This window comes from Stenotrophomonas sp. YJH_SMC_33, assembly GCF_059372295.1.
In genome coordinates this window covers 1-20,888 of sequence record NZ_JCAFVJ010000019.1, presented here as the reverse complement: position 1 = coordinate 20,888, position 20,888 = coordinate 1, and the positions used below count along the sequence as shown (strand labels likewise).

The following is a 20,888-nucleotide window of genomic DNA, read 5'->3' as shown; positions in this document are numbered from 1 at the left end:
GCTCGGCAGCGGCTTCTCCCAAGTAAGAGCCCGCATCCACCGAAGTGGAGAACGCGGATTCGATGAATTTTTTTTGACAGTCCACGGCCATTTCGGCCTCAGCGACTGCCAACCCGCACGGTGTCGCCTTCGCGCCTCACCACGAAACGCGGGTCGCGTTCGAGGAAGGCCTGCAGCGCACCGATGCGATGCGCATCGAGACTGCCCGACAACCGTGCCGATGCCGCGCCTTCGTCCAGCACGCGGACCTGCACCTGGTTGTGCCGGTTGAAGGCAGCGGCCACCTCGTCCAGCCGCTCATCCAGGAAGGACACCTTGCGTTGCTGCCAATCCAGCAGCATCGACAATGGCAGGTCCAAGGACTCGACCGCATGGCTGCCCGCGTCGACCTGCACCACTCGGCCTTCGCCCAGCTGCGCAAGACGCCGGGCGTCCGCACCCTGGCTCCATACCTCCACCTCGCCGGAGACCACGCCGATGCGCGTGCTCTGCAGCCGTCGCGATACATCGAATACCGTGCCGATATCCCGGATCTCCAGGCCGTTCACCTGCACCTCGAACGGACGGCGGTCGCGGGCGATGTCGAACGTGGCCTCACCCTGCAGCAGCTCCACCTTGCGGCTGAACCAGCCCATGCGTACCCGCAGGCGGCTGTCCGCGTTGAGCTGCACCTGGGTCTGGTCGGGCAGCACCAGGTCGCGAAGTTCGCCCTGTCCGGCACTGTAAAGCTGCTCGGTGGGCATCACCTGCGGAACCAGGCCCACGCCGAGCAGGGTGATACAGGCTGCGGCAGCTGCCACCCACCAGCGCGCACGACCGCGCCGCGGCACAGCGCGCGGCGGCGCGTGCACGCCACCGAACAGCGGCACCACCTTGGCCGACGTCGCCTCCCGCAGCGGCGGCGCCTCGTCAGCCAACGACGATTGCAGCGCTTCGCCCACCTGCCGGTGCAACGAGAGCACGCGCAAGTAGGCGCGCACATGCTCCGGCGAGCGCTTCATCCAGTCCAGGAACGCGAGGCGCCCGGCCTCATCCAACGGCCCCTCGCGGTTGCCCAGGAACCAGTCCATGGCCTCGCAGGCGATCGTGTCGTCGGCCACGGGCGATGAGGTCCGGTTCATGTGAGCTCCCTGGCGCCCAGCGCCTTCCTGCAGGCCTCCAGCCCCTTGCCGATGTGCTTGCGCACCATGTGCACCGACACCTGCAGCTGCTGGCTGATTGCCGGGCAGTCCAGTCCGTCGCGGTAGTGCAGCTCCATCACCCGCCGCGTGGTTGCCGGCAGTCGTGCGATGGTGCTGCGGATATCGTTCCAGCGCTGCGCACGCTCGAAATCACCTTCGATGTCTTCTTCGCTTTTCAGCACTTCGGCCAGCAGGTCGACGTCTTCCAGCGGCGGCAGCGACGACCGCGCGCGCGCATGCTCGCGCGCCAGGTTCGCCGCCACGGTGAACAGGTAGGCTTCCGGGTTCTCGACCGCATCGGCATCTTCGCCGGTGCTGCGCAGCAGGCGCAGGTAGACCTCCTGCGCCAGGTCTTCGGCATCCTCGCTGGCCGAACCGCGACGCAGGAAGAAGCCACGCAGTAGCCGGCGCCGCAGCGCGTAGCTTTTCTCCCAGATCCTCACGCTGTTCACGGCCGGCCAACCACCCCGAGGCTGGAAAGCCCCGCAGGGTGACCGCCATCGATGACAGTGGCGTTTCAACGACCGGCAGGCAGCCGCTAGAATGCGGCCCCTGCAATGTCCCGGCAGCCGGCACAAGGAGTGCCCCGCAATGAACGCCCGCACCGCCATCAACACCCTCAGCAGCCTGCTGTTCCTGCTGCTGGTCGCCCACACCACCGCCTACCAGCAGCAGATGTGGCCGCCCAGCCGGGTCATCCATGTGCATCCGGTAATCGTCGTCCTCGCCTATGCGCTAGGTGTGCTCACGCTGCTGTTGTGGATCGGCGGTCGTCGTGCACCGGAACCCGCCCAACGCCTGGCGCGCTGGTTGCCCGTCGTCGCCTGGTGCCTGCTGGGCGTCGGCGTGGCGATCATCCCGGTGTTCCTGTCGGGGCTGCCCCCGGCCTGATCAGCGGCCGCGCCCAGCGCATCGGCCCATGATACGGCGCGCGGCACCAACCCTTGCTTGCCAGAGACCCAAGCCCCGCCCGCCTATCGAGGCGTGGGGGGCAGGCATACGCTTGTCTTCTCGGTGGCCGCCACGGTCGCCCTTCGCGTCACGGCGCCCGCCATTGCGACCCCGCTCCAGTGCTGTGCGCCCTGCCGGTGTTGTCGCCCAGGCAGACCTCCGACCGGCGCCCTCTGGAGACAGCCATGAACCAAGCCCTCATTCCCTTCGATACCGATCCACTGGAAACCCAGGAGTGGCGTGAATCGCTGGAGGCGGTGATGCAGGCCGGCGGCCGGCCGCGCGCGCACTACCTGATCGACCAGCTGAGCGATCTGGACGCCCGGCAGCACGGCGACCTGCATACCCGTGCCTGGACCGCCTACGTCAACACCATCCCGCCCGAGCGCCAGCCGGCCTACCCGGGTGACCTGGCCATCGAGCGCCGCCTGAACGCGATGATCCGCTGGAACGCGATGGTGATGGTGCTGCGTGCCGGCAAGCATTCCAACGTCGGCGGCCACATCGCCACCTACCAGTCGGCGGCAGTGCTGTACGACGTGGGCTTCGATCATTTCTTTCGTGGCCGTACCGACACCTTCGACGGCGACATGATCTACATCCAGGGCCACTCCGCGCCAGGGATCTACGGCCGCGCGTACGTGGAAGGCCGCATCGATCCGGCACGGATGGACAACTTCCGCCGCGAAGCCGGCCGCGAAGGCCTGTCCTCATATCCGCACCCGCGCCTGATGCCGGAGTTCTGGCAGTTCCCCACCGTGTCGATGGGGCTGGGCCCGTTGACCGCTGCCTACCAGGCGCGCTACATGCGCTACCTGGAATACCGCGGCCTGAAAGAGCACCAGGGCCGCAAGGTCTGGGCCTTCCTCGGCGATGGCGAAATGGATCAGCCCGAATCGCTGGCGGCGATCTCGCTGGCCGGCCGCGAGCGGCTGGACAACATCGTGTTCGTGGTCAACTGCAACCTGCAGCGCCTGGACGGGCCGGTGCGCGGCAACGCCAAGGTCATCCAGGAACTGGAAGGCACCTTCCGCGCGGCCGGCTGGAACGTGATCAAGCTGATCTGGGGCAGTGGCTGGGACGACCTGCTGGCCCGCGACCACAGCGGCCTGCTGCGCCAGCGCATGATGGAATGCGTGGATGGTGACTACCAGACCTTCAAGTCGCAGAGCGGTGCCTACGTGCGCGAGCATTTCTTCGGCCGCTACCCTGAGCTGCTGGAACTGGTCGCGCATATGAGCGACGACGACATCTGGGCGCTGGCGCGTGGCGGCCATGATCCGCAGAAGGTCTTCGCTGCCTACCAGCAGGCGGTGAACACCCGCGGCCGGCCGACAGTGATCCTGACCAAGACGGTCAAGGGTTTCGGCATGGGCGAAGCCGGCGAAGGCCAGAACATCAACCACCAGCTGAAGAAGATGAGCGCCGATGCGGTGCGTGCCTTCCGCGATCGCTTCAACCTGCCGGTCAGCGACGAGCAGCTGGAGGACATGCCGTATCTGCGACCGGAGCCGGGCAGCCCCGAGGCGGCCTACTTCGCCGAGCGCCGCCGCATCCAGGGCGGCCAGCTGCCGGCGCGGCTGGCGAAGGTCGATCCGCTGCCGCTGCCGCCGCTGTCGATCTTCAACACCCAGCTGCAGGGCAGCGGCGATCGCGGCCAATCCACCACCATGGGCTTCGTGCGCATCCTCACCAGCCTGCTGAAGGACCCGGAGCTGGGCAAGCTGGTCATTCCGATCGTGCCCGATGAATCGCGCACCTTCGGCATGGAAGGCCTGTTCCGCCAGATCGGCATCCATTCGTACCTGGGTCAGTTGTACACGCCGCAGGATGCGGGCCAGCTGAGCTACTACAAGGAAGCCAAGGACGGCCAGATCCTGCAGGAAGGCATCAACGAATCCGGTGCGATCTGCTCGTGGATCGCCGCCGGCACCGCCTACAGCAACCACGGCCTGGCCACGATTCCGTTCTACATCTTCTACTCGATGTTCGGCCTGCAGCGCGTCGGCGACCTCGCCTGGGCTGCAGCCGATGCGCGTACCCGGGGCTTCCTGCTCGGTGCCACGTCGGGCCGTACCACGCTGATGGGCGAAGGCCTGCAACACGATGACGGCCACAGCCACGTGCTCTCGTCGGTGATCCCGAGCTGCGTGTCCTACGACCCGACCTACAACTACGAGCTGGCGGTGATCATCCACGACGGCCTGCGCCGCATGTATGTCGAGCAGGAAGACATCTACTACTACATCACCGTACTCAACGAGAACTACCCGCAGCCGGCACTGCCCGAGGGCGCCGAGGCCGGCATCCTGAAGGGCCTGTACCTGCTGCATCCAGCAGCCGCCGGCAACGCTCGGCAGCCACGCGTGCAGCTGATGGGCAGCGGCGCGATCCTGCGCGAAGTGGAAGCCGCGGCAGACCTGCTGCAGCAGGACTTCGGCATCGCCAGCGATGTGTGGAGCGCGACCAGCCTGACCGAACTGCGCCGCGACGGGCTGGCCGCCGAGCGCTGGAACCTGCTGCATCCGGCCGAGGCCCCGCGCGTGCCCTACGTGCAGCAATGCCTGCAGGGTCATGAAGGCCCGGTGGTGGTGGCCACCGACTACATGAAGATCGTCGGTGACCAGATCCGTCCCTTCATCAACGATCGCCGCTTCATCGCACTCGGCACCGATGGCTTCGGCCGCTCCGACACGCGTGAATCACTGCGCACGTTCTTTGAAGTGGATCGCCACTTCATCGTGCTGGCGGCCCTGAAGTCGCTGGCCGACGAAGGTCGCATCGAACGCTCGCGGATGCAGGAGGCGATCGACAAGTACGGCATCGACGCCGGCAAGCGCGACCCGGCCGCGGTGTAAGGCTGCTGCATTCACCACGCCCGCTGTGCGGGCGTGGTGCAGGCGGCGCCGCTACGGTATCCGCTTGAACAGATTGGTCTGCAGGATCGGCGTACCGTCGTGACCGTAGAACGCCTTGGTCTCGGTCATCGTCGTACGGTCGGCCGCCACGGTATAGATGCGGGTGGAGGCCGGCGTGCCGTGGTCCACCAGCTGCATCACCAGGGTGTTCGGCGCCGGCAGTTTCAGGTTGGTCTTGTCCGCGCCGTAGGTGCCGGACAAAGGCCCCGGCGTGCCGTCGAGGGACAGCGTGCCATCGGACTTCATGGTCCTGCCGTCGTGCAGGACGATGTCGACGTGCGAACTCCAGCGTCCACCCCCGGCATCCTTGAATTCCAGCACCACCTGTTTCGGGCGCTGCGCCTCGGGCAGCGCCGAGGTGGCAATGTCCAGCGACCAGCGTCCCAGCAGCGGTGAGGGCGAAGCCTCCACGGCCAGCGCCGGAACGGCGGCCAGCGAAAGCGCAGACAACAACACAGCGGACAGCAGCTTCATACGTTGCTCCGTTTCCGTGAAGAAGATGCTGCGTGAAGCGCTGTGGGGCGCAGCATCCGGATCGTGCACAGCATCGGCGCCCCGCACAAGGCAGAGCGCTGAACGGCCGGCAACCTCATTCGCGCCTCCCGTGTGTTCGGCCTCGCGACTAGAGCCAAAACGCCCTTGTTGTCCGCAATAGTTACGTTATAACATTTCACGTAATCTTCACGGAGCGTGTCATGCGTTGCCATCTGCTTGCTGCTGCCATTCTGTTCGCCGTCCACACCGCCCAGGCCGCAGACGAACCCACCCTCCCCACCCTCCAGGTCCAGGCCTCCCAGCCCTCGCGCATCGACACCCGGGTCACTGTCGACAACCCACATGCGCAGAACCGCACCCTCGGCGGCCTGCTCGAACACGTCTCCGGCGTGCAGAGCAGCGCCTTCGGGCCAAACGCGGGCGCTCCGGTCATCCGCAGCCTCAGCGGCAACCGCGTGCAGATCCTGCAGGACGGCCAGTCCATCCTTGGCATGAACGCGATCAGCGGCGACATCAACATTCCGTTCGATCCGCTGTTCGTACGCAGTGTGACCGTCAACAAGTCCTCCGACACCGTGCGCTACGGCGGCAATGCGATCGGAGGCAGCGTGGAGATCGATCCGGGCCTGATCCCGCGCAGCATGGAAGACAAGGACCAGTCGATGGAACTGGTCCTGCGCAAGGGCTTCAATGCTGCGGACGCGCAGGGCTTCCGCATGAACTTCAACAACCAGCGCAACGTCTCGACCAACCTGCAGGTCTCTCGGCAGCGCATCTCGCACTACGACATCCCCGGCAACAGCAAGGCCAGTGTCTGCAATACCCGACTGTTTCCGCCCACCGGCGGCGTCAACTCGGCGCTGGCCGACAGCTGCCAGAAGGAGGCGCGCGTCCAGCAGATCTACAACAAGGCCTCGCAACCTTACATCGACCAGTTCATGACCGAGAACCCGGACTGGGCCGATGGTGATTTCTCGTTCTACACCAACAACCCGACTTCGGTCTGGCAACGCCGTACCTACATCAATCCGGTCAACCCGGCCTACGTACCCGGCACGCCTTCGTACGTGCAGAAGCAGATCAACAACGACGTGACGCCCGATTACCATCACCGGTTGGGCAACAGTTACGCGCGCAATTCGCAGGTGGCGTTCGGGTCGACCCTGTTCTTCGACCGTGGTTACGTGGGTGTCAGCATCGATGCCAAGGACAGCGAATACGGCGTGCCCGGGTTCTCGATGCAGAACCTGTCGTTCGGTTCCAACTACGCCAACGCATTGCCGGTGGGCGTAGTGATCGAGCAGGAACGCTACGCACTGGAAGCCCTGTTGCGTGATCCGCTGCCGTGGTTCGAGCGCGCCGAACTGCGTGTTTCGAAGCTGGACAACACCTCGGGCGAACGGCTGGGTGCCACCCGGGCCAACGACTACGATTTCGAGAGCACCCAGGCCGAACTGCTGTTGAGCCATCAGCGTGTCGGTCCGCTCAGCGGCCTGCTCGGTTACAGCCACCAGTCGCGCGATGTCACCGGCAGCGGCTCGCTGCGCTACCTGCCTGACGTCGACACCCGCAGCAACGCGGTGTTCCTGAAGGAGACGCTGGACTTCGGCTGGGCCAGTTTCGACGCTGGCGTGCGCCACGAGCGCGTTGACCATGACCTGCAACCAAGCCGCTTCAAGACCGCGCGCAATGCCGCCAACACGAAACTGCAGGACCGCGACTACCGGCTCAACAGCTACAGCTTGGGATCGTATGTCGAGCTCGGTCCGTTGTTCGCCGCCAAGGTGCGCTACTCGTCCTCGCAGCGCGCACCGGAGATCAATGAGTTGTATGCGAGCAACGCGCACTACTCGGTGATGACCCAGGAAGAAGGCAACCAGAACCTCGAGCCAGAGCGCGCGAAAAACCTGGAGCTGACCGGCCTGTTCCATATCGGAGGGTTCGAACTGTCGGCCACCGCGTATCGGATGAAGTACGAGAACTATCTGTACCTGGGTTACTCGGGCGTGCAGACCGCCAACCGCCTGCCGCTGAAATACTGGAAGCAGACCGACACCACGGTGAAGGGCTTCGAGATCGACGCATCGCAGGCCCTGGACCTTGGCCGCTATGGCACGTTGAACATCTCCGCCTTCGCCGACCTGGTGAAGAACAAGGCCGATCACCCCGATTCGCTGCGTGCCCACAACGACGGCGAGTACCTGCCGAACATGCCGACCAACCGCTACGGCGCCAATCTGCAGTGGCAACGCGAGGGTTGGAAGGCGCAGCTGTCCAGCACCTACTACGACACGCAGAAGTACCTCGGCCGCAACGTCAGCGAGGAAGTGCCACTGGATGCCTTCAACCTGGTCGACCTGCAGGTCAGCCGTGAGCTGCCGGTACGCAACAGCTACATCGCCGGCATGGAGGTGTTCGTCAACGGCAGCAATCTGCTCAATGAAGAAGCACGCCCGCACAACTCGCCGTTGAAGTACATCGCGCCGTTGCCGGGGCGTGGTTTCCAGGTGGGGGTGACGGTTAGGCTCTGACGGTCAACCGATGGCGCCGCCCGCGGTTCGATGAACTGCGGGCTCGGCGTAGTGGCGGCAACGTTGCGCTTCAAACCCGGTCTGATCCACCATCAGCAGAAAATGGAGATGGGAATGAACTGGATGCGCCCCCTGTCACTTGGCCTGTTGCTGTGCCTGTCATCCGGCGCCAACGCGGCCTCCGCCATCGTCTACGACGACGATGGCCGCTACGGCTACGCCATGAACCACAGCACGCTGTCGGCTGCGATGCAGCGCGCACTGCAGCACTGCGCCGTTCGGTCCCGCAACTGCGCGCAGACTGCCACGACTACCGCGGTGGGATATTCGGCGATCGCTACCGGCACCGTCGCCATGGGCTTTGCACTTGGGGAAAAGACGGCGGACGCCGCACAACGCAAAGCGGAAAGAATGTGCAGGCAACGTGCCAATGACTGCACACTGGCAATTCTCTGGCGCGAAACGCCAAGCGGCATTGCGCCGCCCGCTCATCCGGGTCATGCGGTGCCGGAGCCCAGGCTCTATTCCTCGCCCGAAGTCGGGCAGGACGCGGCTGGCACCACCCACTAGGCCTGCACAACGCCCGTGCGGCGCGGCCGTGTGTTACCGCGTTGAACAAAGAAAAACGCCTGCAGATCGAGGATCTGCAGGCGCTTCTTTATATCTGGCGGAGTGAGAGGGATTCGAACCCTCGATAGAGCTTTTGACCCTATACTCCCTTAGCAGGGGAGCCCCTTCGGCCACTCGGGCATCACTCCGGGGTTTTCTCCGCATCTGGTGCGTTGCACCTCAGCGGGGCGTGAATCATAACGTTAATCGAGTGCGAAGGTAAAGCGTTATTCGGCAGAATTTTCGCTGCCGGTGCCACCGGCTTCATCACCACGCTGGATGCGCTGATAGATCTCTTCGCGATGCACAGCGACGTCCTTCGGCGCGGTGATGCCGATACGCACCTGGTTACCCTTGACGCCAAGCACGGTGACGCTCACCGAGTCACCGATCATCAGGGTTTCGCCGACGCGGCGAGTCAGGATCAACATTTTTGTAAGTCTCCATGGAACCGTGTGGAAGGGTATCCCCCACCGGCTTGACGCTCCGTCAAGAAGCGCTACCACGACAAAGGGAAAAGATTCGCAATGGTACCGTCAGCCGTCCCGCTCCTACAAGGAGGGGGACGGCCAGGTTCATCACAGGCGGGGGCTGACCCATTCGACGACCGCAGCCAGCGCGGTGGCAAGGGCGGGCCCGTCCTCGCCACCACCCTGGGCGAGGTCCGGGCGTCCGCCGCCCTTGCCCCCGATCTGACTGGCGATATGGGACAACAGTTCCCCGGCCTTGACCTTGCCCATTGCGCTGCCGTTCACACCCGCAACCAGGGCAGCCTTGCCGTCCTGGGCACCGGCCAGCACGATCACCGCATCGCCCAGCTGCTGCTTGAGGCGGTCCATGGCGTCACGCAGGGCCTTGGCATCGAAGCCCTCCAGGCGGGCGGCCAGCACCTTCACGCCGGCAACCTCGACGGCCTGGCCGGACAGGTCGGCCGTGGCGCCGGCGGCGACCTTGGCCTTCACGGCCTCCAGTTCGCGCTCCAGCTGCTTCTGGCGCTGGCCGAGGGCACGGATCTTCTCGACCACGTCGGCGGCGCTGCCGCCGAGCAGTTCAGCGGCTTCGGCCAGGCGGGCCTCCTCGGCGTCCACGTAATCCAGAGCGCCCTGGCCGGTGACCGCCTCGATACGGCGCACGCCGGCCGAGACACCGCCCTCGGAGGTGATCTTGAACAGGCCGATGTCGCCGGTACGGTTGACGTGGGTACCACCGCACAGCTCGGTGGAGTAGTCACCCATCTTCAGCACGCGCACGTGCTCGCCGTACTTCTCGCCGAACAGGGCCATCGCGCCGAAGTCCAGCGCTTCCTGCATGCCCATGTTGTGGACTTCGGCCGCGTTGTTTGCGCGTACCTGCTGGTTGACCTTGCGCTCGATCACGGCAAGCTCTTCCGCGCTGATCGGCTGGAAGTGCGAGAAGTCGAAACGCAGGCGGTCCGGCGCGACCAGCGAGCCCTTCTGCTGCACGTGGGTGCCCAGCACTTCGCGCAGGGCGGCATGCAGCAGGTGCGTTGCCGAGTGGTTGAGGATGGTGGCGCCGCGGCGCTCGCCATCGACCTGGCCGGACAGCACATCGCCCACTTTCAGGCCGCCGTCGGACAGGGTGCCGACGTGGCCATGGAACTGGCCAGCGAACTTCTGGGTGTCTTCCACCACCAGGCGCACGCCGTTGCCGGCAAGCACGCCCGTGTCACCGACCTGGCCGCCGGATTCGGCGTAGAACGGGGTCTGGTTGGTGATCACGATGACCGAATCACCGGCATCGGCCGACTGCACCGGACGGCCGTCCTTGAGCAGGGCCAGCACGCTCAGGCCGTCGGCCTGCAGGCGGTCATAGCCCAGGAACAGGGTCGGGCTGAGCGTTGCCACCAGCTCGGCCGGCAGGGTCACGCCGCCGCCGAACTTGCCGGCTGCGCGTGCGGTCTCGCGCTGCTGCTCCATTGCGGCGTCGAAGCCGGCGATGTCGACGGTCAGGTCGCGCTCGCGGGCGATGTCCTGGGTCAGGTCGAGCGGGAAACCGTAGGTGTCGTAAAGGCGGAAGGCGTCAACGCCCGGGATCACGCCGTTGCTGGCCTTGCCCGCCACGTCCTCGAAGATCTTCATGCCGGCATCGAGGGTTTCGGCGAAACGCTCTTCTTCGGCCTGCAGCGCACGGGTGACGGTGTCCACCGCCGCCGGCAGTTCCGGATAGGCCTCGCCCATCTGCTCGACCAGGGTCGGCACCAGCTTGCTGAAGAACGGCTGCCGCACGCCCAGCATCCAGCCGTGGCGCAGGGCGCGGCGGATGATACGGCGCAGCACGTAGCCACGGCCTTCGTTGGACGGCAGCACGCCATCGACGATCAGGAACGAACAGGCGCGGATGTGATCGGCGATCACGCGCAGCGACTTGTTTTCCAGGTCGGCGGTGCCGGTCAGCTCGGCGGCCTTGCGGATCAGCGCCTGGAACAGGTCGATCTCGTAGTTGGTGTGAACGTGCTGCAGGATCGCCGCCAGTCGCTCCAGGCCCATGCCGGTATCCACGCACGGCGCCGGCAGCGGCACCAGGGTGCCGTCGGGCTGGCGGTCGAACTGCATGAACACCAGGTTCCAGATTTCGATGAAGCGGTCGCCGTCTTCATCCGGCGAACCCGGGGGGCCACCGGCGATGTGGTCGCCGTGGTCATAGAAGATCTCGGTGCACGGGCCGCACGGACCGGTGTCGGCCATCTGCCAGAAGTTGTCCGAGGCGAACGGTGCGCCCTTGTTGTCGCCGATGCGCACGATGCGCTCTTCCGGCACACCGACCATGTCACGCCACAGTTCGTAGGCTTCGTCGTCGGTCTGGTACACGGTAACCAGCAGGCGCTCGGCCGGCAGCTTCCAGACCTGCGTCAGCAGCTCCCAGGCCCAGGCGATCGCGTCCTTCTTGAAGTAATCGCCGAACGACCAGTTGCCCAGCATCTCGAAGAAGGTGTGGTGGCGTGCGGTGTAGCCAACCTGGTCGAGATCGTTGTGCTTGCCGCCCGCGCGCAGGCAGCGCTGGACATCGGCCGCGCGCACGTAGCTGCGCTTTTCCGCGCCGAGGAACACGTCCTTGAACTGCACCATGCCGGAGTTGGTGAACAGCAGGGTCGGATCGTTGCCCGGCACCAGCGGCGCCGACGGCACGATGGTGTGGCCTTTGCCCTTGAAGAATTCAAGGAAATCGCTGCGGATCTGGGAAGTCGTGAATTTGGCGGATGCGTTCATTGGGGGCTGGCAGTCTGCGGGCCGGCGGACCCGGACCACCGGCCGCGTTGGCCAGGGTCGCGAGGGACCGCCGAAAACCTAAAGGGTATCAGGCCCGGCGCCGCCAGTCTCAGTCATCCGGGTCGTAGCGGGTCGCGCGGCGGATGCTGTCGCCGTCGAAGCCCCGTCGGGCCAGCAGATCGGCGGCCTTGCGCCGCTGCGCCAGGTCCTGCGGGCCGGCCTCGCCAAAGCGCCTGCGGACCAGATCGCGAGCATTTTCCTGCCAGTCGCCTTCGTAGCTGTCCATCGCTGCGGCAATCGCGGCACTGTCCAGGCCGTGGGTGCCAAGCTCGGCGCGGACATGGATCGGCCCATAGCCGGTGTTGGCGCGCATCCGCACCAGGTTCTCAGCGAAGCGGGTGTCGTCCTGCCAGCCGGCCTCGGTCAGCTTGGCGACAGCGGCCTGCGCGGCTTCGTCTTCAATGCCACGGGCGGTCAGCTTGCGGGTGAGTTCCTTGCGCGAGTGTTCGCGGCGGACCAGAAGGCCCAGCGCCCGCTGCACGGGAGTCTGCTCACGCGGTCGGCGCTTGCGGCCGGTCGGAATGTCTTCGGCGTCGGACATGGGTACTCCAAGGGTGGCGCCATCCGTGGCACCCAGCCCATCCATGGGCGATTCGAACCTGCGGGACAGGGCGACGTCACTGACGGCGCCGCCCTGCCCCACAGCAAGCCTTACTCGTCGTCGCCTTCGTCGTCACCATCCTCGCGGGCCGCTTCGGCCGGCTGGAACTTCTCGCGCAGTTCTGCCTCGAGCTTTGCAGCGACGGTCGGGTTGTCGCGCAGGTAGCCGCGGGCGTTGTCCTTGCCCTGGCCGATGCGTTCTTCACCGTAGCTGTACCAGGCGCCGGCCTTTTCGACCAGCTTGGCATCCACGCCCATGTCGATCAGTTCGCCCTCGCGGCTGATGCCTTCGCCGTACAGGATCTCAGTGATGACCTGCTTGAACGGAGGCGCCAGCTTGTTCTTGACCACCTTGATCTTGGTCTGGTTGCCGATGATCTCGTCACCCTTCTTGATCGCGCCGATACGGCGGATGTCCAGGCGGACCGAGGCATAGAACTTCAGCGCGTTGCCGCCCGTGGTGGTTTCCGGGCTCTGGCCCGGCATCATCACGCCGATCTTCATGCGCAGCTGGTTGATGAAGATCACCAGGGTGTTGGAGCGCTTGATGTTGCCGGTCAACTTGCGCAGCGCCTGGCTCATCAGGCGGGCCTGCAGACCCGGCAGCTGGTCACCCATCTCGCCTTCGATTTCGGCCTTCGGGGTCAGTGCGGCGACCGAGTCGACCACCAGGATGTCGACCGAGCCCGAACGGACCAGCATGTCGGCGATTTCCAGCGCCTGCTCACCGGTATCCGGCTGCGACAGCAGCAGGTCGTCCACGTTCACGCCCAGCTTGGCGGCATAGATCGGGTCAAGCGCGTGCTCGGCGTCGATGAAAGCTGCGGTACCGCCCATCTTCTGGCACTCGGCGATGGCCTGCAGGGTCAGGGTGGTCTTGCCCGAGGATTCCGGCCCGTAGATCTCAACGACACGGCCCTTCGGCAGACCGCCAATGCCCAGTGCGATGTCGAGCATCAGCGAACCGGTCGGGATGGCTTCGACGGGCTCGACCACGCGGTCACCCATGCGCATCACCGAGCCCTTGCCGAACTGCTTCTCGATCTGGCCCAGAGCAGCAGCCAAGGCGCGCTTCTTGTTCTCGTCCATCGTATTGGTCCTTGCAGAGGTCATGTCGTTGGGGGTGCTGTCTTTGGGGGTCTTCTTTGCCATGGGTTCACTTTAAGTCGGACGTATCGCACAGGCTGAGATTCTGCCCGGCGCTCTGAAAAGAATTATCGGACATCCGTACCAACCTCAGTGGAACCAGAGAATCGCCACAAAAGACCGCGGGGTAATGCGCTATGGAACGGGTCAACGGTTGGGCCGCAGCAGGCCGCAATAGAGGCCCTCGATCGCGAAATCCTGGTCCGGCAGCACCTCGATCGGCTTGTAATCGGGATTGCGCGGCAGCAGGCGGATGCGGTCCTTGGCGATCTTCAGCAGCTTGACCGTGATCTCGTCATCGATGCGCGCCACCACGATCTGCCCGGAATGGGCGTCGCGGGTGCGGTGCACACCGATCAGGTCACCGTCGAAGATGCCCTCGTCGATCATCGAATCGCCCTGCACCTTCAGCAGGTAGTCCGGCGCTGGCGAGAAGAACACCCGGTCCAGCACCACGAAATCGTCCGAGCCGATGTCGGCGCCGATCGGGAGGCCGGCCGCAACCCGGCCCAGCACCGGCAGGCGCAGCACACTGTCGGGCAGGCCCGGCTCGGCCAGCTTCTCGACCGGCGGCGCCTGCACCAGGCGGATGCCGCGCGCCTGGCCCGGGATGCGACGGATCGCACCGGCCTGCTCCAGGGCTTCCAGGTGGTACTGGGCCGCGCGCACGCCCTTGAAGCCGAACGCACGTGCGATTTCAGTCTGCGAGGGCGGTGCGCCTTCGCTCTCGATACGCTCGGCGATCAACTGCAGGATCGCCTGCTGGGTGTCGGTCAGGTCCATGGTTAGTAGTATTACTACTAACGCATACAACTGCAAGTGCCGGGTACGACAAACAGGTGATGGGGATCTGTAGTGCCGAGCCATGCTCGGCAGTTGGGCCAATGGCCGGGCGGCAAAGGCAAAAGCAAGAGCAGCCGACCAGCGGTCGGCCCTACAGGAATCGCGCAGCGATTCCACGGTTCCGATGGGGAACCGCTGCGGCAAGCACACTATGTGTGCTTGCCGCTCCTCCATATGGAGAACAGGATCCACACACCACAGAAGCCGGCGCCGATGAAGCCGCACACGCCCAGCGCCAGCAGCCAGCGGCTGGAAACCCCGCCGACGCTGTGCATCACGATCGACGAGCCGATGATCAGGGCAGCCGTGATCACGCCTACCACCAGCCGGTTTGCCGCACGGTTCACCTGTTCGCCGAAGCCCTGCAGCGCGGTGGTTTCGACCTTCAGCTGCAGTCGTCCGCGGCGCGCCGCCTGCACCAGCTTGCGCAGGTCGCGCGGCAGCTCACCGGCGAAGTCGACCAACCCCAGCAGGCTGCGGCGGCCACGCTTGAGCAGCGCCCTGGGCGCATAGCGCTGCAGCACTACCCGCTCCAGGAACGGGCGCGCGGCACTGGCCATGTCGAAATCCGGGTCGAGCTGGCGGCCCATGCCTTCCAGGGTCAGGAAGGCCTTGATCATCAGCGCCAGATCGGCCGGCAACGTCAGACTGTAGCTCCGCAGCAGCTGGGTGATATCGCCCAGCATCAGGCCGATACGCAGGTCCTTCAGCGGCACGCCGCGGTACTGGTCGACGAACTGGCTGATGTCGTGCTGCAGCCGGTTCTCGTCCACTTCCACGCCACCGGCCCAGTCCAGCAACACGTCGGCCACGCCCTGCGGGTCCTGCTCGACCAGCCCGTGCAGCAGCTGCGCGACCTGGAAGCGGCGCACCTCGGACAGCGCGCCGACCATGCCGAAATCGATCACGCCGATGCGGCCGTCGCGCAGGTAGATGATGTTGCCCGGGTGTGGATCCGCGTGGAAGCTGCCGTCCTCCAACACCATCTTCAACACGATGCCGGCGCCGCGCCGGGCCAGTTCGCGGCGGTCCAGCCCGGCCGCATCGACACCGGCAAGGTTACGGCCGGGAATGCCGTCGACGAAGTCCTGCACGTTCAGGCTTTCGCAGGTCCACTGCCAGTGCACGGTGGGGATCAGGATGTCGTCACGACCGCTGAAGTTGCGCGCGATGCGTTCGGCGTTACGGCATTCGGCGGCGAAATCCAGTTCGCGTCGCAGCGACACGGTGAACTGCTGCACGACCTCGGCCGGACGATAGCGGCGCAGGTCCGGCAGCCGCGCCTCGACAATCTCGGCCAGGCGGGCCAGCAGCCGCAGATCGGCCTCGACCACATCGCGGATGCCGGGCCGCCGGATTTTCAGCACCACCTCACGGCCATCGTGGAGCCGGGCGCGATGGGCCTGCGCCAGCGAGGCGGCGGCCATCGGGGTTTCATCGAGGAAGGCGAACACCTCCGTCGGCGAGGCGCCAAGGTCGGCTTCGAGCTGCTCGCGGATATCCGCGTACGGCAGCGCCGGCACCGCGTTCTGCAGTTCGGACAGTTCAGCGATCCATTCCGGCGGCAGCAGGTCAACGCGCGTCGCCAGCACCTGCCCTAGCTTGACGAAAGTGGGACCCAGATCCTGCATAGCGCTGCGCACACGCACCGGCGCGGTCATCCGCAGCAGTTCCTGGCGGTCCTCGTTCCAGTGCAGCAGGCGCCCTGCCCGCTCCAGCGTGGTGGCCAAGCCGATGCGCCGCACCACGTCGCCGAAGCCATAGCGGATCAGGACGACGGCGATTTCCTGCAGTCGGCCCAGGTCACGGACAGTACCCAGCGTCTCCCACATCATGCGTGCTCCGGACGATTACCGGAGCAGCATGTCACAGCTGGGCGTCGATACCGCGCAATGCCGCCGCCACGGTTTGCCGGCGGATGGCTTCGCGGTCGCCGTCGAACTGGAACAGCTCGGCGCGGGCATAGCCGCCACGGCGCTTCCAGCCAATCCAGACACTGCCGACCGGCTTGTCCGGGCTCCCGCCACCGGGGCCGGCAATGCCGGTCACCGCCACGGCGATGCCGGCACCGGAATTGACCAGCGCGCCGGAGACCATTTCCAGCACGGTTTCGCGGCTGACCGCACCGAACTGCTCCAGGGTCTGCGCGCGCACGCCGAGCAGGCGCTGCTTGGCTTCGTAGCTGTAGACCACCATGCCGCAGTCGAAGAACGCCGACGAGCCGGCAATGTCGGTCATGCACTTGGCGATCCAGCCACCACTGCAGCTTTCGGCGGTCACCAGCTGCAGCGAGGCCTGCTGCAGGCGCTGTCCGAGCGCGGCGGACTGGGCATTGAGATCGGCGTCGGTGGGGATGGACATCGGCATGACGGTGGGGTGAAGAACACGTTGTACCGCAGATGACAGGCGGATGTCGCGCCCCTCCGGCACGGTTGCGTTGCCGGCCAGCGGCCGGCACTACCGGGCACCGGTCGCTACCTCACCACTCCGGCAGTTTTTCCGGCAGCAGCGCGCGGATCGGGGCGCCATCGGCACTGGCGGCCAGCTTTTCGGCTTCGGCGATCGGCAGGTCGACCTGCAGCAGCCAACCATCCTCATCGGCCTGCTCGCTGCGGATCACCTCCAGCTGGTGCAGGCGCGCGCGCAGGCGGCCTGCATCCGGGGGAAGACGCAGTTCGCCGGTGACATGCTGCAGGCCCAGGCGCTTGCCCAGCACCGCCTGCAACAGCTCCAAGCCCTGACCGTCACGCGCGGAAATCCACACCCGCTCGCGACGCGATTCGTCCGGGATACCGTCCTGGCCGTCGTGGCGCACGTCGGCGCCGTCAATGCGGTCGATCTTGTTGAACACCAGCAGCTGCGTCAGATCGCCGGCACCGACTGCGGTCAGCACTTCGTCCACCTGGGCGATGCGCTCCTCGCGGTGCGGGTCGGCAGCATCGACCACGTGCAGCAGGAAATCGGCCTCGCGCGCCTCGGACAGGGTCGAGCGGAACGCAGCGACCAGGTCATGCGGCAGGTCGCGGACGAAGCCAACGGTGTCGGCCAGCACCACGTTGCCGCCCGGCACCGCGATGCGGCGCACGGTCGGATCCAGCGTGGCGAACAGCTGGTCGGCGGCATAGGCCTCGGCGCCGGTCATGGCGTTGAACAGGGTCGACTTGCCGGCGTTGGTGTAGCCCACCAGTGCCACACGGGGCAGCTCGCTGCGCACACGCGCACGACGCATCTGGGTGCGCTGCACTTCCACCTTTTCCAGGCGCTTCTGCAACTGCTCGACCCGCTTCTGCAGCAGGCGGCGGTCGGTTTCCAGCTGGGTTTCACCCGGGCCGCGCAGGCCAATTGAACCACCGCGCTGGCGCTCCAGGTGGGTCCAGCCGCGCACCAGCCGCGTGGCCAGATGCCGCAGCTGCGCCAGCTCGACCTGCAGCTTGCCCTCGTGGCTGTGCGCACGCTGGGCGAAGATATCCAGGATCAGGCCGGTACGGTCGATCACCCGGCGCTCCAGGAACCGTTCCAGGTTGCGCTCCTGGCCCGGGCTCAACGCATGGTTGACCAGGATCAGGTCGGCACCGCTGGCGTCGGCCGCAGCCTTGATCTCGTCCAGCTTGCCGCTGCCGATCAGGGTCGACGGATTCGGTCGGTCCAGGCGCGCAGTGATCGTCGCGGCGATGCTGGCCCCAGCCGAGCGGGCCAGATCACCGAATTCTTCCAGCACATCGTCTTCCAGCTTGCCGAAATGGGGCTGGATCAACAGGGCGTGTTCGCCCTTTTTCGAGCGGTCAAACATTCACCGCTCCGGTCTTACTCGTCTGCTTCATCACCTGCCTGACCACCTTCACCGGACTGCACGTAACCACCGCCCGGACCGACCTTCACGTTACGTGCCGGAACGACCGTGGAAATGGCGTGCTTGTAGACCATCTGACTGACCGTGTTGCGCAGCAGGACCACGAACTGGTCGAACGACTCGATCGTGCCCTGCAGCTTGATGCCGTTGACCAGGTACACCGAAACCGGCACGCGCTCGCGCCGAAGTGCGTTCAAGAAAGGATCCTGCAGCGATTGCCCCTTGGACATTGCACACTCCTGATTATTGTTCTTATTGGGTTGCCGACGGTTGCCACGGCCCCCGAGCCGCCCGCCGACCGATGATGTTACACGGCTGGCGGGGGTTCAGCGTGCGACGAAGGTCGACACCGCGCCGGCCAGGCGCTCCCCATCGACATGGGGGTCGAACCAGCGCGCATCAAGCTCGCCGCGCAGCCAGGTCAGCTGGCGCTTGGCCAGCTGCCGGGTGGCGAAGATGGCCTTGTCCCGGAAACGGGCAGCATCGCCCTCCCCGTCCAGGTATTCCCAGGCCTGGCGATAGCCAACCGCGCGCACCGCGGGCAGGTCCAGCGGCGCCGCCACGGCGGTCATTTCCGGCATTGCACGCAATGCCCGCACCTCGTCCAGGAAGCCCTGCGCCAGCATGGCGTCGAAGCGCGCCTCGATGCGCTGGTGCAGTACCGCGCGGTCACGCGGGGCGAGGATCAGCTTGAGGGTGCGCACCGGCAACGGCGCGACGCCCGGCCGGCGCTGCCATTCACTGATCGGCGTGCCGGTGAGGCGATAGACCTCCAGCGCCCGCTGGATGCGTTGCGGGTCGGTGGCATGGATACGTGCGGCGGCGGCCGGGTCGACCTTGGCCAGCTCGGCGTGCAGTGCCGCCCAGCCCCGCTCGGCCGCCTCGGTGCTGAGTGCTTCGCGCATCACCGGGTCGGCCTCCGGCATCGGCGACAGGCCCTGCAGCAGGGCCCGGAAGTACAGCCCCGTGCCACCTGCCAGGATCGGCGTTTTGCCGCGTGCCACGATGTCGGCCACGACGCGGCCGGCATCGGCGGCGAACTCGGCCGCCGAATAGGTCTGCCACGGATCGCGCAGGTCCAGAAGATGGTGCGGCGCCTGCGCCCGCTCGGCCGCATCCGGCTTGGCCGAGCCGATATCCAGATGCCGATAGACCAGCGCCGAATCGACGCTGACGATCTCGCCATCCAGCTGCTTCGCAAGGGCGATCGCGGTGGCGGTCTTGCCACTGGCGGTCGGCCCCATCACGGCGATCGCCAGTGGCCGCCGGTCGATGTCCATCAGTCTTCGTCCGGCCAGCGGATCGTCGGCGTGGCATCGGCGCGCGGCGTTGGCACGGCCTCGACGGCCTGCCAGATCTTCAGTGCATCGACGGTGGCGGCCACGTCATGCACGCGCACGATGCGTGCGCCACGCTGCACCGCGATCAGGTGCGCAGCCAACGAGGCGGCCACGCGCTCGGACGGCGTGTCGCGACCGGTCAGTTCGCCCAGGCTGCGCTTGCGCGACAGGCCAGCCAGCATCGGCACGCCCAGCTCCAGGAACCGCTCGGAGCGTGCCAGCAGGGTCATGTTGTGGGCAGTGGTCTTGCCGAAACCGAAACCGAGATCGATCAGCAGGTTCTTCTTCGCAATGCCCGCCATCTCGGCAGCGAACAGGCGCTGGACCAGGAAGCCGTGGACCTCGGCGACCACATCGTCGTACTGCGGATCGGCCTGCATGTGGCCCGGCTCGCCCTGCATGTGCATCAGCACCACCGGCACGCCGGTTGCAGCGGCGGCGTCCAGCGCCCCTTGCTGACGCAGGCCGTAGATGTCATTGATCATGCCGGCGCCAGCCGCCACCGCCGCGCGCATCACTTCCGGCTTGAAGGTGTCGATGCTGATCGGCACCCGGGTGCGTGCGGCCAGCTGCTCGATCACCGGAATCACCCGGCGCAGCTCTTGTTCAATCGAGACCGGCGCGGCGCCCGGGCGGGTCGATTCGCCGCCGATGTCCAGCAGGTCCGCGCCCTCCTCGACCAGCTTGAGGCCATGGGCGACCGCGGCCTCGGTGGTGTCGTGCGCGCCGCCATCGGAGAACGAGTCCGGGGTGACGTTGACGATGCCCATGACCCGGGCACGGTCGAGGCGCAGGATGCGGCCGGCGCAATCGAGCTGGGGCGAGGTATCGAACATGGGCAATCCTGCTGGGACAACGGCAGGTAGTTTAGTTCGGCAGGGCGGTGCCCTGCACCCGCAGAGGCAACGGCCACAGCAAAAGCCCAAGCAACAGCAGAGGCTGGTTTCCTGAGGGTAGGCGGGGTGGGTCCGGTTGCGGGGGCCGCTGCAAGTACGTCCATGTAAGCTCGGTCGCCGCTTGCTCGTGTGCGCTGTCCTGCGCACACGGCAAGACCGGGGTTGGGCGTCCTGCCCAACCCGCCCGAGGCATGCCTCGGGCCCATGCGGCTCACGCCCCCGCAACCGGACCCACCCCGCC

Annotated in this window: 18 protein-coding genes and 1 tRNA gene; 4 read left to right on the top strand and 15 right to left on the bottom strand. The window is 66.2% G+C overall.

Annotation, left to right across the window (positions count from 1 at the left end):
* Window positions 1-98: 98 nt before the first annotated feature.
* Together AC5P9W_RS19025 and AC5P9W_RS19020 are read right to left on the bottom strand one after the other, a co-directional pair.
* Complete coding sequence (locus AC5P9W_RS19025) at window positions 99-1,121, bottom strand: FecR family protein (RefSeq protein ID WP_180832965.1); 1,023 nt, start codon at window positions 1,119-1,121, stop codon at window positions 99-101.
* Window positions 1,118-1,633, bottom strand: a complete 516-nt coding sequence (locus tag AC5P9W_RS19020; protein ID WP_180832963.1) for an RNA polymerase sigma factor — start codon at window positions 1,631-1,633, stop codon at window positions 1,118-1,120. Before AC5P9W_RS19020 ends, AC5P9W_RS19025 begins: the two co-directional genes overlap by 4 nt.
* 139 nt (window positions 1,634-1,772) lie before the next feature.
* Here AC5P9W_RS19020 and AC5P9W_RS19015 point away from each other — a divergent pair, with 139 nt between their 5' ends.
* Both AC5P9W_RS19015 and aceE read left to right on the top strand, forming a co-directional pair.
* A complete protein-coding gene (locus AC5P9W_RS19015) occupies window positions 1,773-2,072 on the top strand; it encodes a hypothetical protein (RefSeq protein ID WP_021202538.1) in 300 nt (99 codons plus the stop codon).
* Between the two features lie 245 nt (window positions 2,073-2,317).
* A complete protein-coding gene (aceE, locus tag AC5P9W_RS19010) occupies window positions 2,318-4,990 on the top strand; it encodes a pyruvate dehydrogenase (acetyl-transferring), homodimeric type (RefSeq protein WP_111103865.1) in 2,673 nt (890 codons plus the stop codon).
* A 51-nt stretch (window positions 4,991-5,041) separates the two neighbouring features.
* Here the strand turns inward: aceE and AC5P9W_RS19005 are convergent, their stop codons facing one another.
* Window positions 5,042-5,524 (bottom strand): LuxR family transcriptional regulator, encoded by a 483-nt coding sequence (locus AC5P9W_RS19005; RefSeq protein ID WP_206621966.1) that lies wholly within the window; start codon window positions 5,522-5,524, stop codon window positions 5,042-5,044.
* A 221-nt stretch (window positions 5,525-5,745) separates the two neighbouring features.
* Here AC5P9W_RS19005 and AC5P9W_RS19000 point away from each other — a divergent pair, with 221 nt between their 5' ends.
* Both AC5P9W_RS19000 and AC5P9W_RS18995 read left to right on the top strand, forming a co-directional pair.
* Window positions 5,746-8,076 carry a TonB-dependent receptor gene (locus tag AC5P9W_RS19000; protein ID WP_329866162.1) on the top strand — a complete coding sequence of 777 codons (2,331 nt, stop codon included), beginning with the start codon at window positions 5,746-5,748 and terminating at the stop codon, window positions 8,074-8,076.
* A 114-nt stretch (window positions 8,077-8,190) separates the two neighbouring features.
* Window positions 8,191-8,646 carry a DUF4189 domain-containing protein gene (locus tag AC5P9W_RS18995; protein ID WP_032953406.1) on the top strand — a complete coding sequence of 152 codons (456 nt, stop codon included), beginning with the start codon at window positions 8,191-8,193 and terminating at the stop codon, window positions 8,644-8,646.
* A gap of 95 nt (window positions 8,647-8,741) precedes the next feature.
* Here AC5P9W_RS18995 and AC5P9W_RS18990 read toward each other — a convergent pair.
* The 12 genes from AC5P9W_RS18990 to folP all read right to left on the bottom strand — a co-directional run bounded on the left by AC5P9W_RS18990 (window position 8,742) and on the right by folP (window position 20,587).
* Window positions 8,742-8,834: transfer RNA gene (locus tag AC5P9W_RS18990), tRNA-Ser, on the bottom strand.
* A 78-nt stretch (window positions 8,835-8,912) separates the two neighbouring features.
* Complete coding sequence (csrA, locus tag AC5P9W_RS18985) at window positions 8,913-9,116, bottom strand: carbon storage regulator CsrA (protein ID WP_004152909.1); 204 nt, start codon at window positions 9,114-9,116, stop codon at window positions 8,913-8,915.
* 147 nt (window positions 9,117-9,263) lie between these two features.
* Window positions 9,264-11,912 carry an alanine--tRNA ligase gene (alaS, locus tag AC5P9W_RS18980; protein WP_188249833.1) on the bottom strand — a complete coding sequence of 883 codons (2,649 nt, stop codon included), beginning with the start codon at window positions 11,910-11,912 and terminating at the stop codon, window positions 9,264-9,266.
* Window positions 11,913-12,021: 109 nt separating this feature from the next.
* The gene (gene recX / locus AC5P9W_RS18975) at window positions 12,022-12,513 is read right to left on the bottom strand and encodes a recombination regulator RecX (protein WP_021202260.1); all 492 of its coding nucleotides are present in this window, start codon (window positions 12,511-12,513) and stop codon (window positions 12,022-12,024) included.
* 110 nt (window positions 12,514-12,623) lie between these two features.
* Window positions 12,624-13,661 carry a recombinase RecA gene (recA, locus tag AC5P9W_RS18970; protein ID WP_026346904.1) on the bottom strand — a complete coding sequence of 346 codons (1,038 nt, stop codon included), beginning with the start codon at window positions 13,659-13,661 and terminating at the stop codon, window positions 12,624-12,626.
* A 204-nt stretch (window positions 13,662-13,865) separates the two neighbouring features.
* Window positions 13,866-14,501 carry a transcriptional repressor LexA gene (gene lexA / locus AC5P9W_RS18965; RefSeq protein ID WP_005412936.1) on the bottom strand — a complete coding sequence of 212 codons (636 nt, stop codon included), beginning with the start codon at window positions 14,499-14,501 and terminating at the stop codon, window positions 13,866-13,868.
* 209 nt (window positions 14,502-14,710) lie between these two features.
* A complete protein-coding gene (gene ubiB, locus AC5P9W_RS18960; RefSeq protein ID WP_111104594.1) occupies window positions 14,711-16,393 on the bottom strand; it encodes a 2-polyprenylphenol 6-hydroxylase in 1,683 nt (560 codons plus the stop codon).
* Between the two features lie 34 nt (window positions 16,394-16,427).
* Window positions 16,428-16,922 (bottom strand): CinA family protein, encoded by a 495-nt coding sequence (locus AC5P9W_RS18955; RefSeq protein ID WP_005409020.1) that lies wholly within the window; start codon window positions 16,920-16,922, stop codon window positions 16,428-16,430.
* Window positions 16,923-17,040: 118 nt separating this feature from the next.
* A complete protein-coding gene (hflX, locus tag AC5P9W_RS18950; protein ID WP_206621946.1) occupies window positions 17,041-18,351 on the bottom strand; it encodes a ribosome rescue GTPase HflX in 1,311 nt (436 codons plus the stop codon).
* A 14-nt stretch (window positions 18,352-18,365) separates the two neighbouring features.
* Complete coding sequence (gene hfq, locus AC5P9W_RS18945) at window positions 18,366-18,641, bottom strand: RNA chaperone Hfq (RefSeq protein WP_004152891.1); 276 nt, start codon at window positions 18,639-18,641, stop codon at window positions 18,366-18,368.
* A gap of 96 nt (window positions 18,642-18,737) precedes the next feature.
* A complete protein-coding gene (gene miaA / locus AC5P9W_RS18940; protein WP_021202262.1) occupies window positions 18,738-19,691 on the bottom strand; it encodes a tRNA (adenosine(37)-N6)-dimethylallyltransferase MiaA in 954 nt (317 codons plus the stop codon).
* Window positions 19,691-20,587 carry a dihydropteroate synthase gene (gene folP, locus AC5P9W_RS18935; protein WP_111104591.1) on the bottom strand — a complete coding sequence of 299 codons (897 nt, stop codon included), beginning with the start codon at window positions 20,585-20,587 and terminating at the stop codon, window positions 19,691-19,693. The genes miaA and folP overlap by 1 nt, the downstream gene beginning before the upstream one ends.
* Window positions 20,588-20,888: the final 301 nt, after the last annotated feature.

What these genes read in the sequence shown, in the direction of transcription:
- AC5P9W_RS19025 (WP_180832965.1), bottom strand. Translation starts at nt 1,121, where the DNA reads ATGAACCGGACCTCATCGCCCGTGGCCGACGACACGATCGCCTGCGAG.
- alaS (WP_188249833.1), bottom strand. Translation starts at nt 11,912, where the DNA reads ATGAACGCATCCGCCAAATTCACGACTTCCCAGATCCGCAGCGATTTC.
- hflX (WP_206621946.1), bottom strand. Translation starts at nt 18,351, where the DNA reads ATGTTTGACCGCTCGAAAAAGGGCGAACACGCCCTGTTGATCCAGCCC.
- AC5P9W_RS19015 (WP_021202538.1), top strand. Translation starts at nt 1,773, where the DNA reads ATGAACGCCCGCACCGCCATCAACACCCTCAGCAGCCTGCTGTTCCTG.
- folP (WP_111104591.1), bottom strand. Translation starts at nt 20,587, where the DNA reads ATGTTCGATACCTCGCCCCAGCTCGATTGCGCCGGCCGCATCCTGCGC.
- recA (WP_026346904.1), bottom strand. Translation starts at nt 13,661, where the DNA reads ATGGACGAGAACAAGAAGCGCGCCTTGGCTGCTGCTCTGGGCCAGATC.
- lexA (WP_005412936.1), bottom strand. Translation starts at nt 14,501, where the DNA reads ATGGACCTGACCGACACCCAGCAGGCGATCCTGCAGTTGATCGCCGAG.
- hfq (WP_004152891.1), bottom strand. Translation starts at nt 18,641, where the DNA reads ATGTCCAAGGGGCAATCGCTGCAGGATCCTTTCTTGAACGCACTTCGG.
- AC5P9W_RS18995 (WP_032953406.1), top strand. Translation starts at nt 8,191, where the DNA reads ATGAACTGGATGCGCCCCCTGTCACTTGGCCTGTTGCTGTGCCTGTCA.
- aceE (WP_111103865.1), top strand. Translation starts at nt 2,318, where the DNA reads ATGAACCAAGCCCTCATTCCCTTCGATACCGATCCACTGGAAACCCAG.
- recX (WP_021202260.1), bottom strand. Translation starts at nt 12,513, where the DNA reads ATGTCCGACGCCGAAGACATTCCGACCGGCCGCAAGCGCCGACCGCGT.
- AC5P9W_RS18955 (WP_005409020.1), bottom strand. Translation starts at nt 16,922, where the DNA reads ATGTCCATCCCCACCGACGCCGATCTCAATGCCCAGTCCGCCGCGCTC.
- ubiB (WP_111104594.1), bottom strand. Translation starts at nt 16,393, where the DNA reads ATGTGGGAGACGCTGGGTACTGTCCGTGACCTGGGCCGACTGCAGGAA.
- csrA (WP_004152909.1), bottom strand. Translation starts at nt 9,116, where the DNA reads ATGTTGATCCTGACTCGCCGCGTCGGCGAAACCCTGATGATCGGTGAC.
- AC5P9W_RS19000 (WP_329866162.1), top strand. Translation starts at nt 5,746, where the DNA reads ATGCGTTGCCATCTGCTTGCTGCTGCCATTCTGTTCGCCGTCCACACC.
- AC5P9W_RS19005 (WP_206621966.1), bottom strand. Translation starts at nt 5,524, where the DNA reads ATGAAGCTGCTGTCCGCTGTGTTGTTGTCTGCGCTTTCGCTGGCCGCC.
- miaA (WP_021202262.1), bottom strand. Translation starts at nt 19,691, where the DNA reads ATGGACATCGACCGGCGGCCACTGGCGATCGCCGTGATGGGGCCGACC.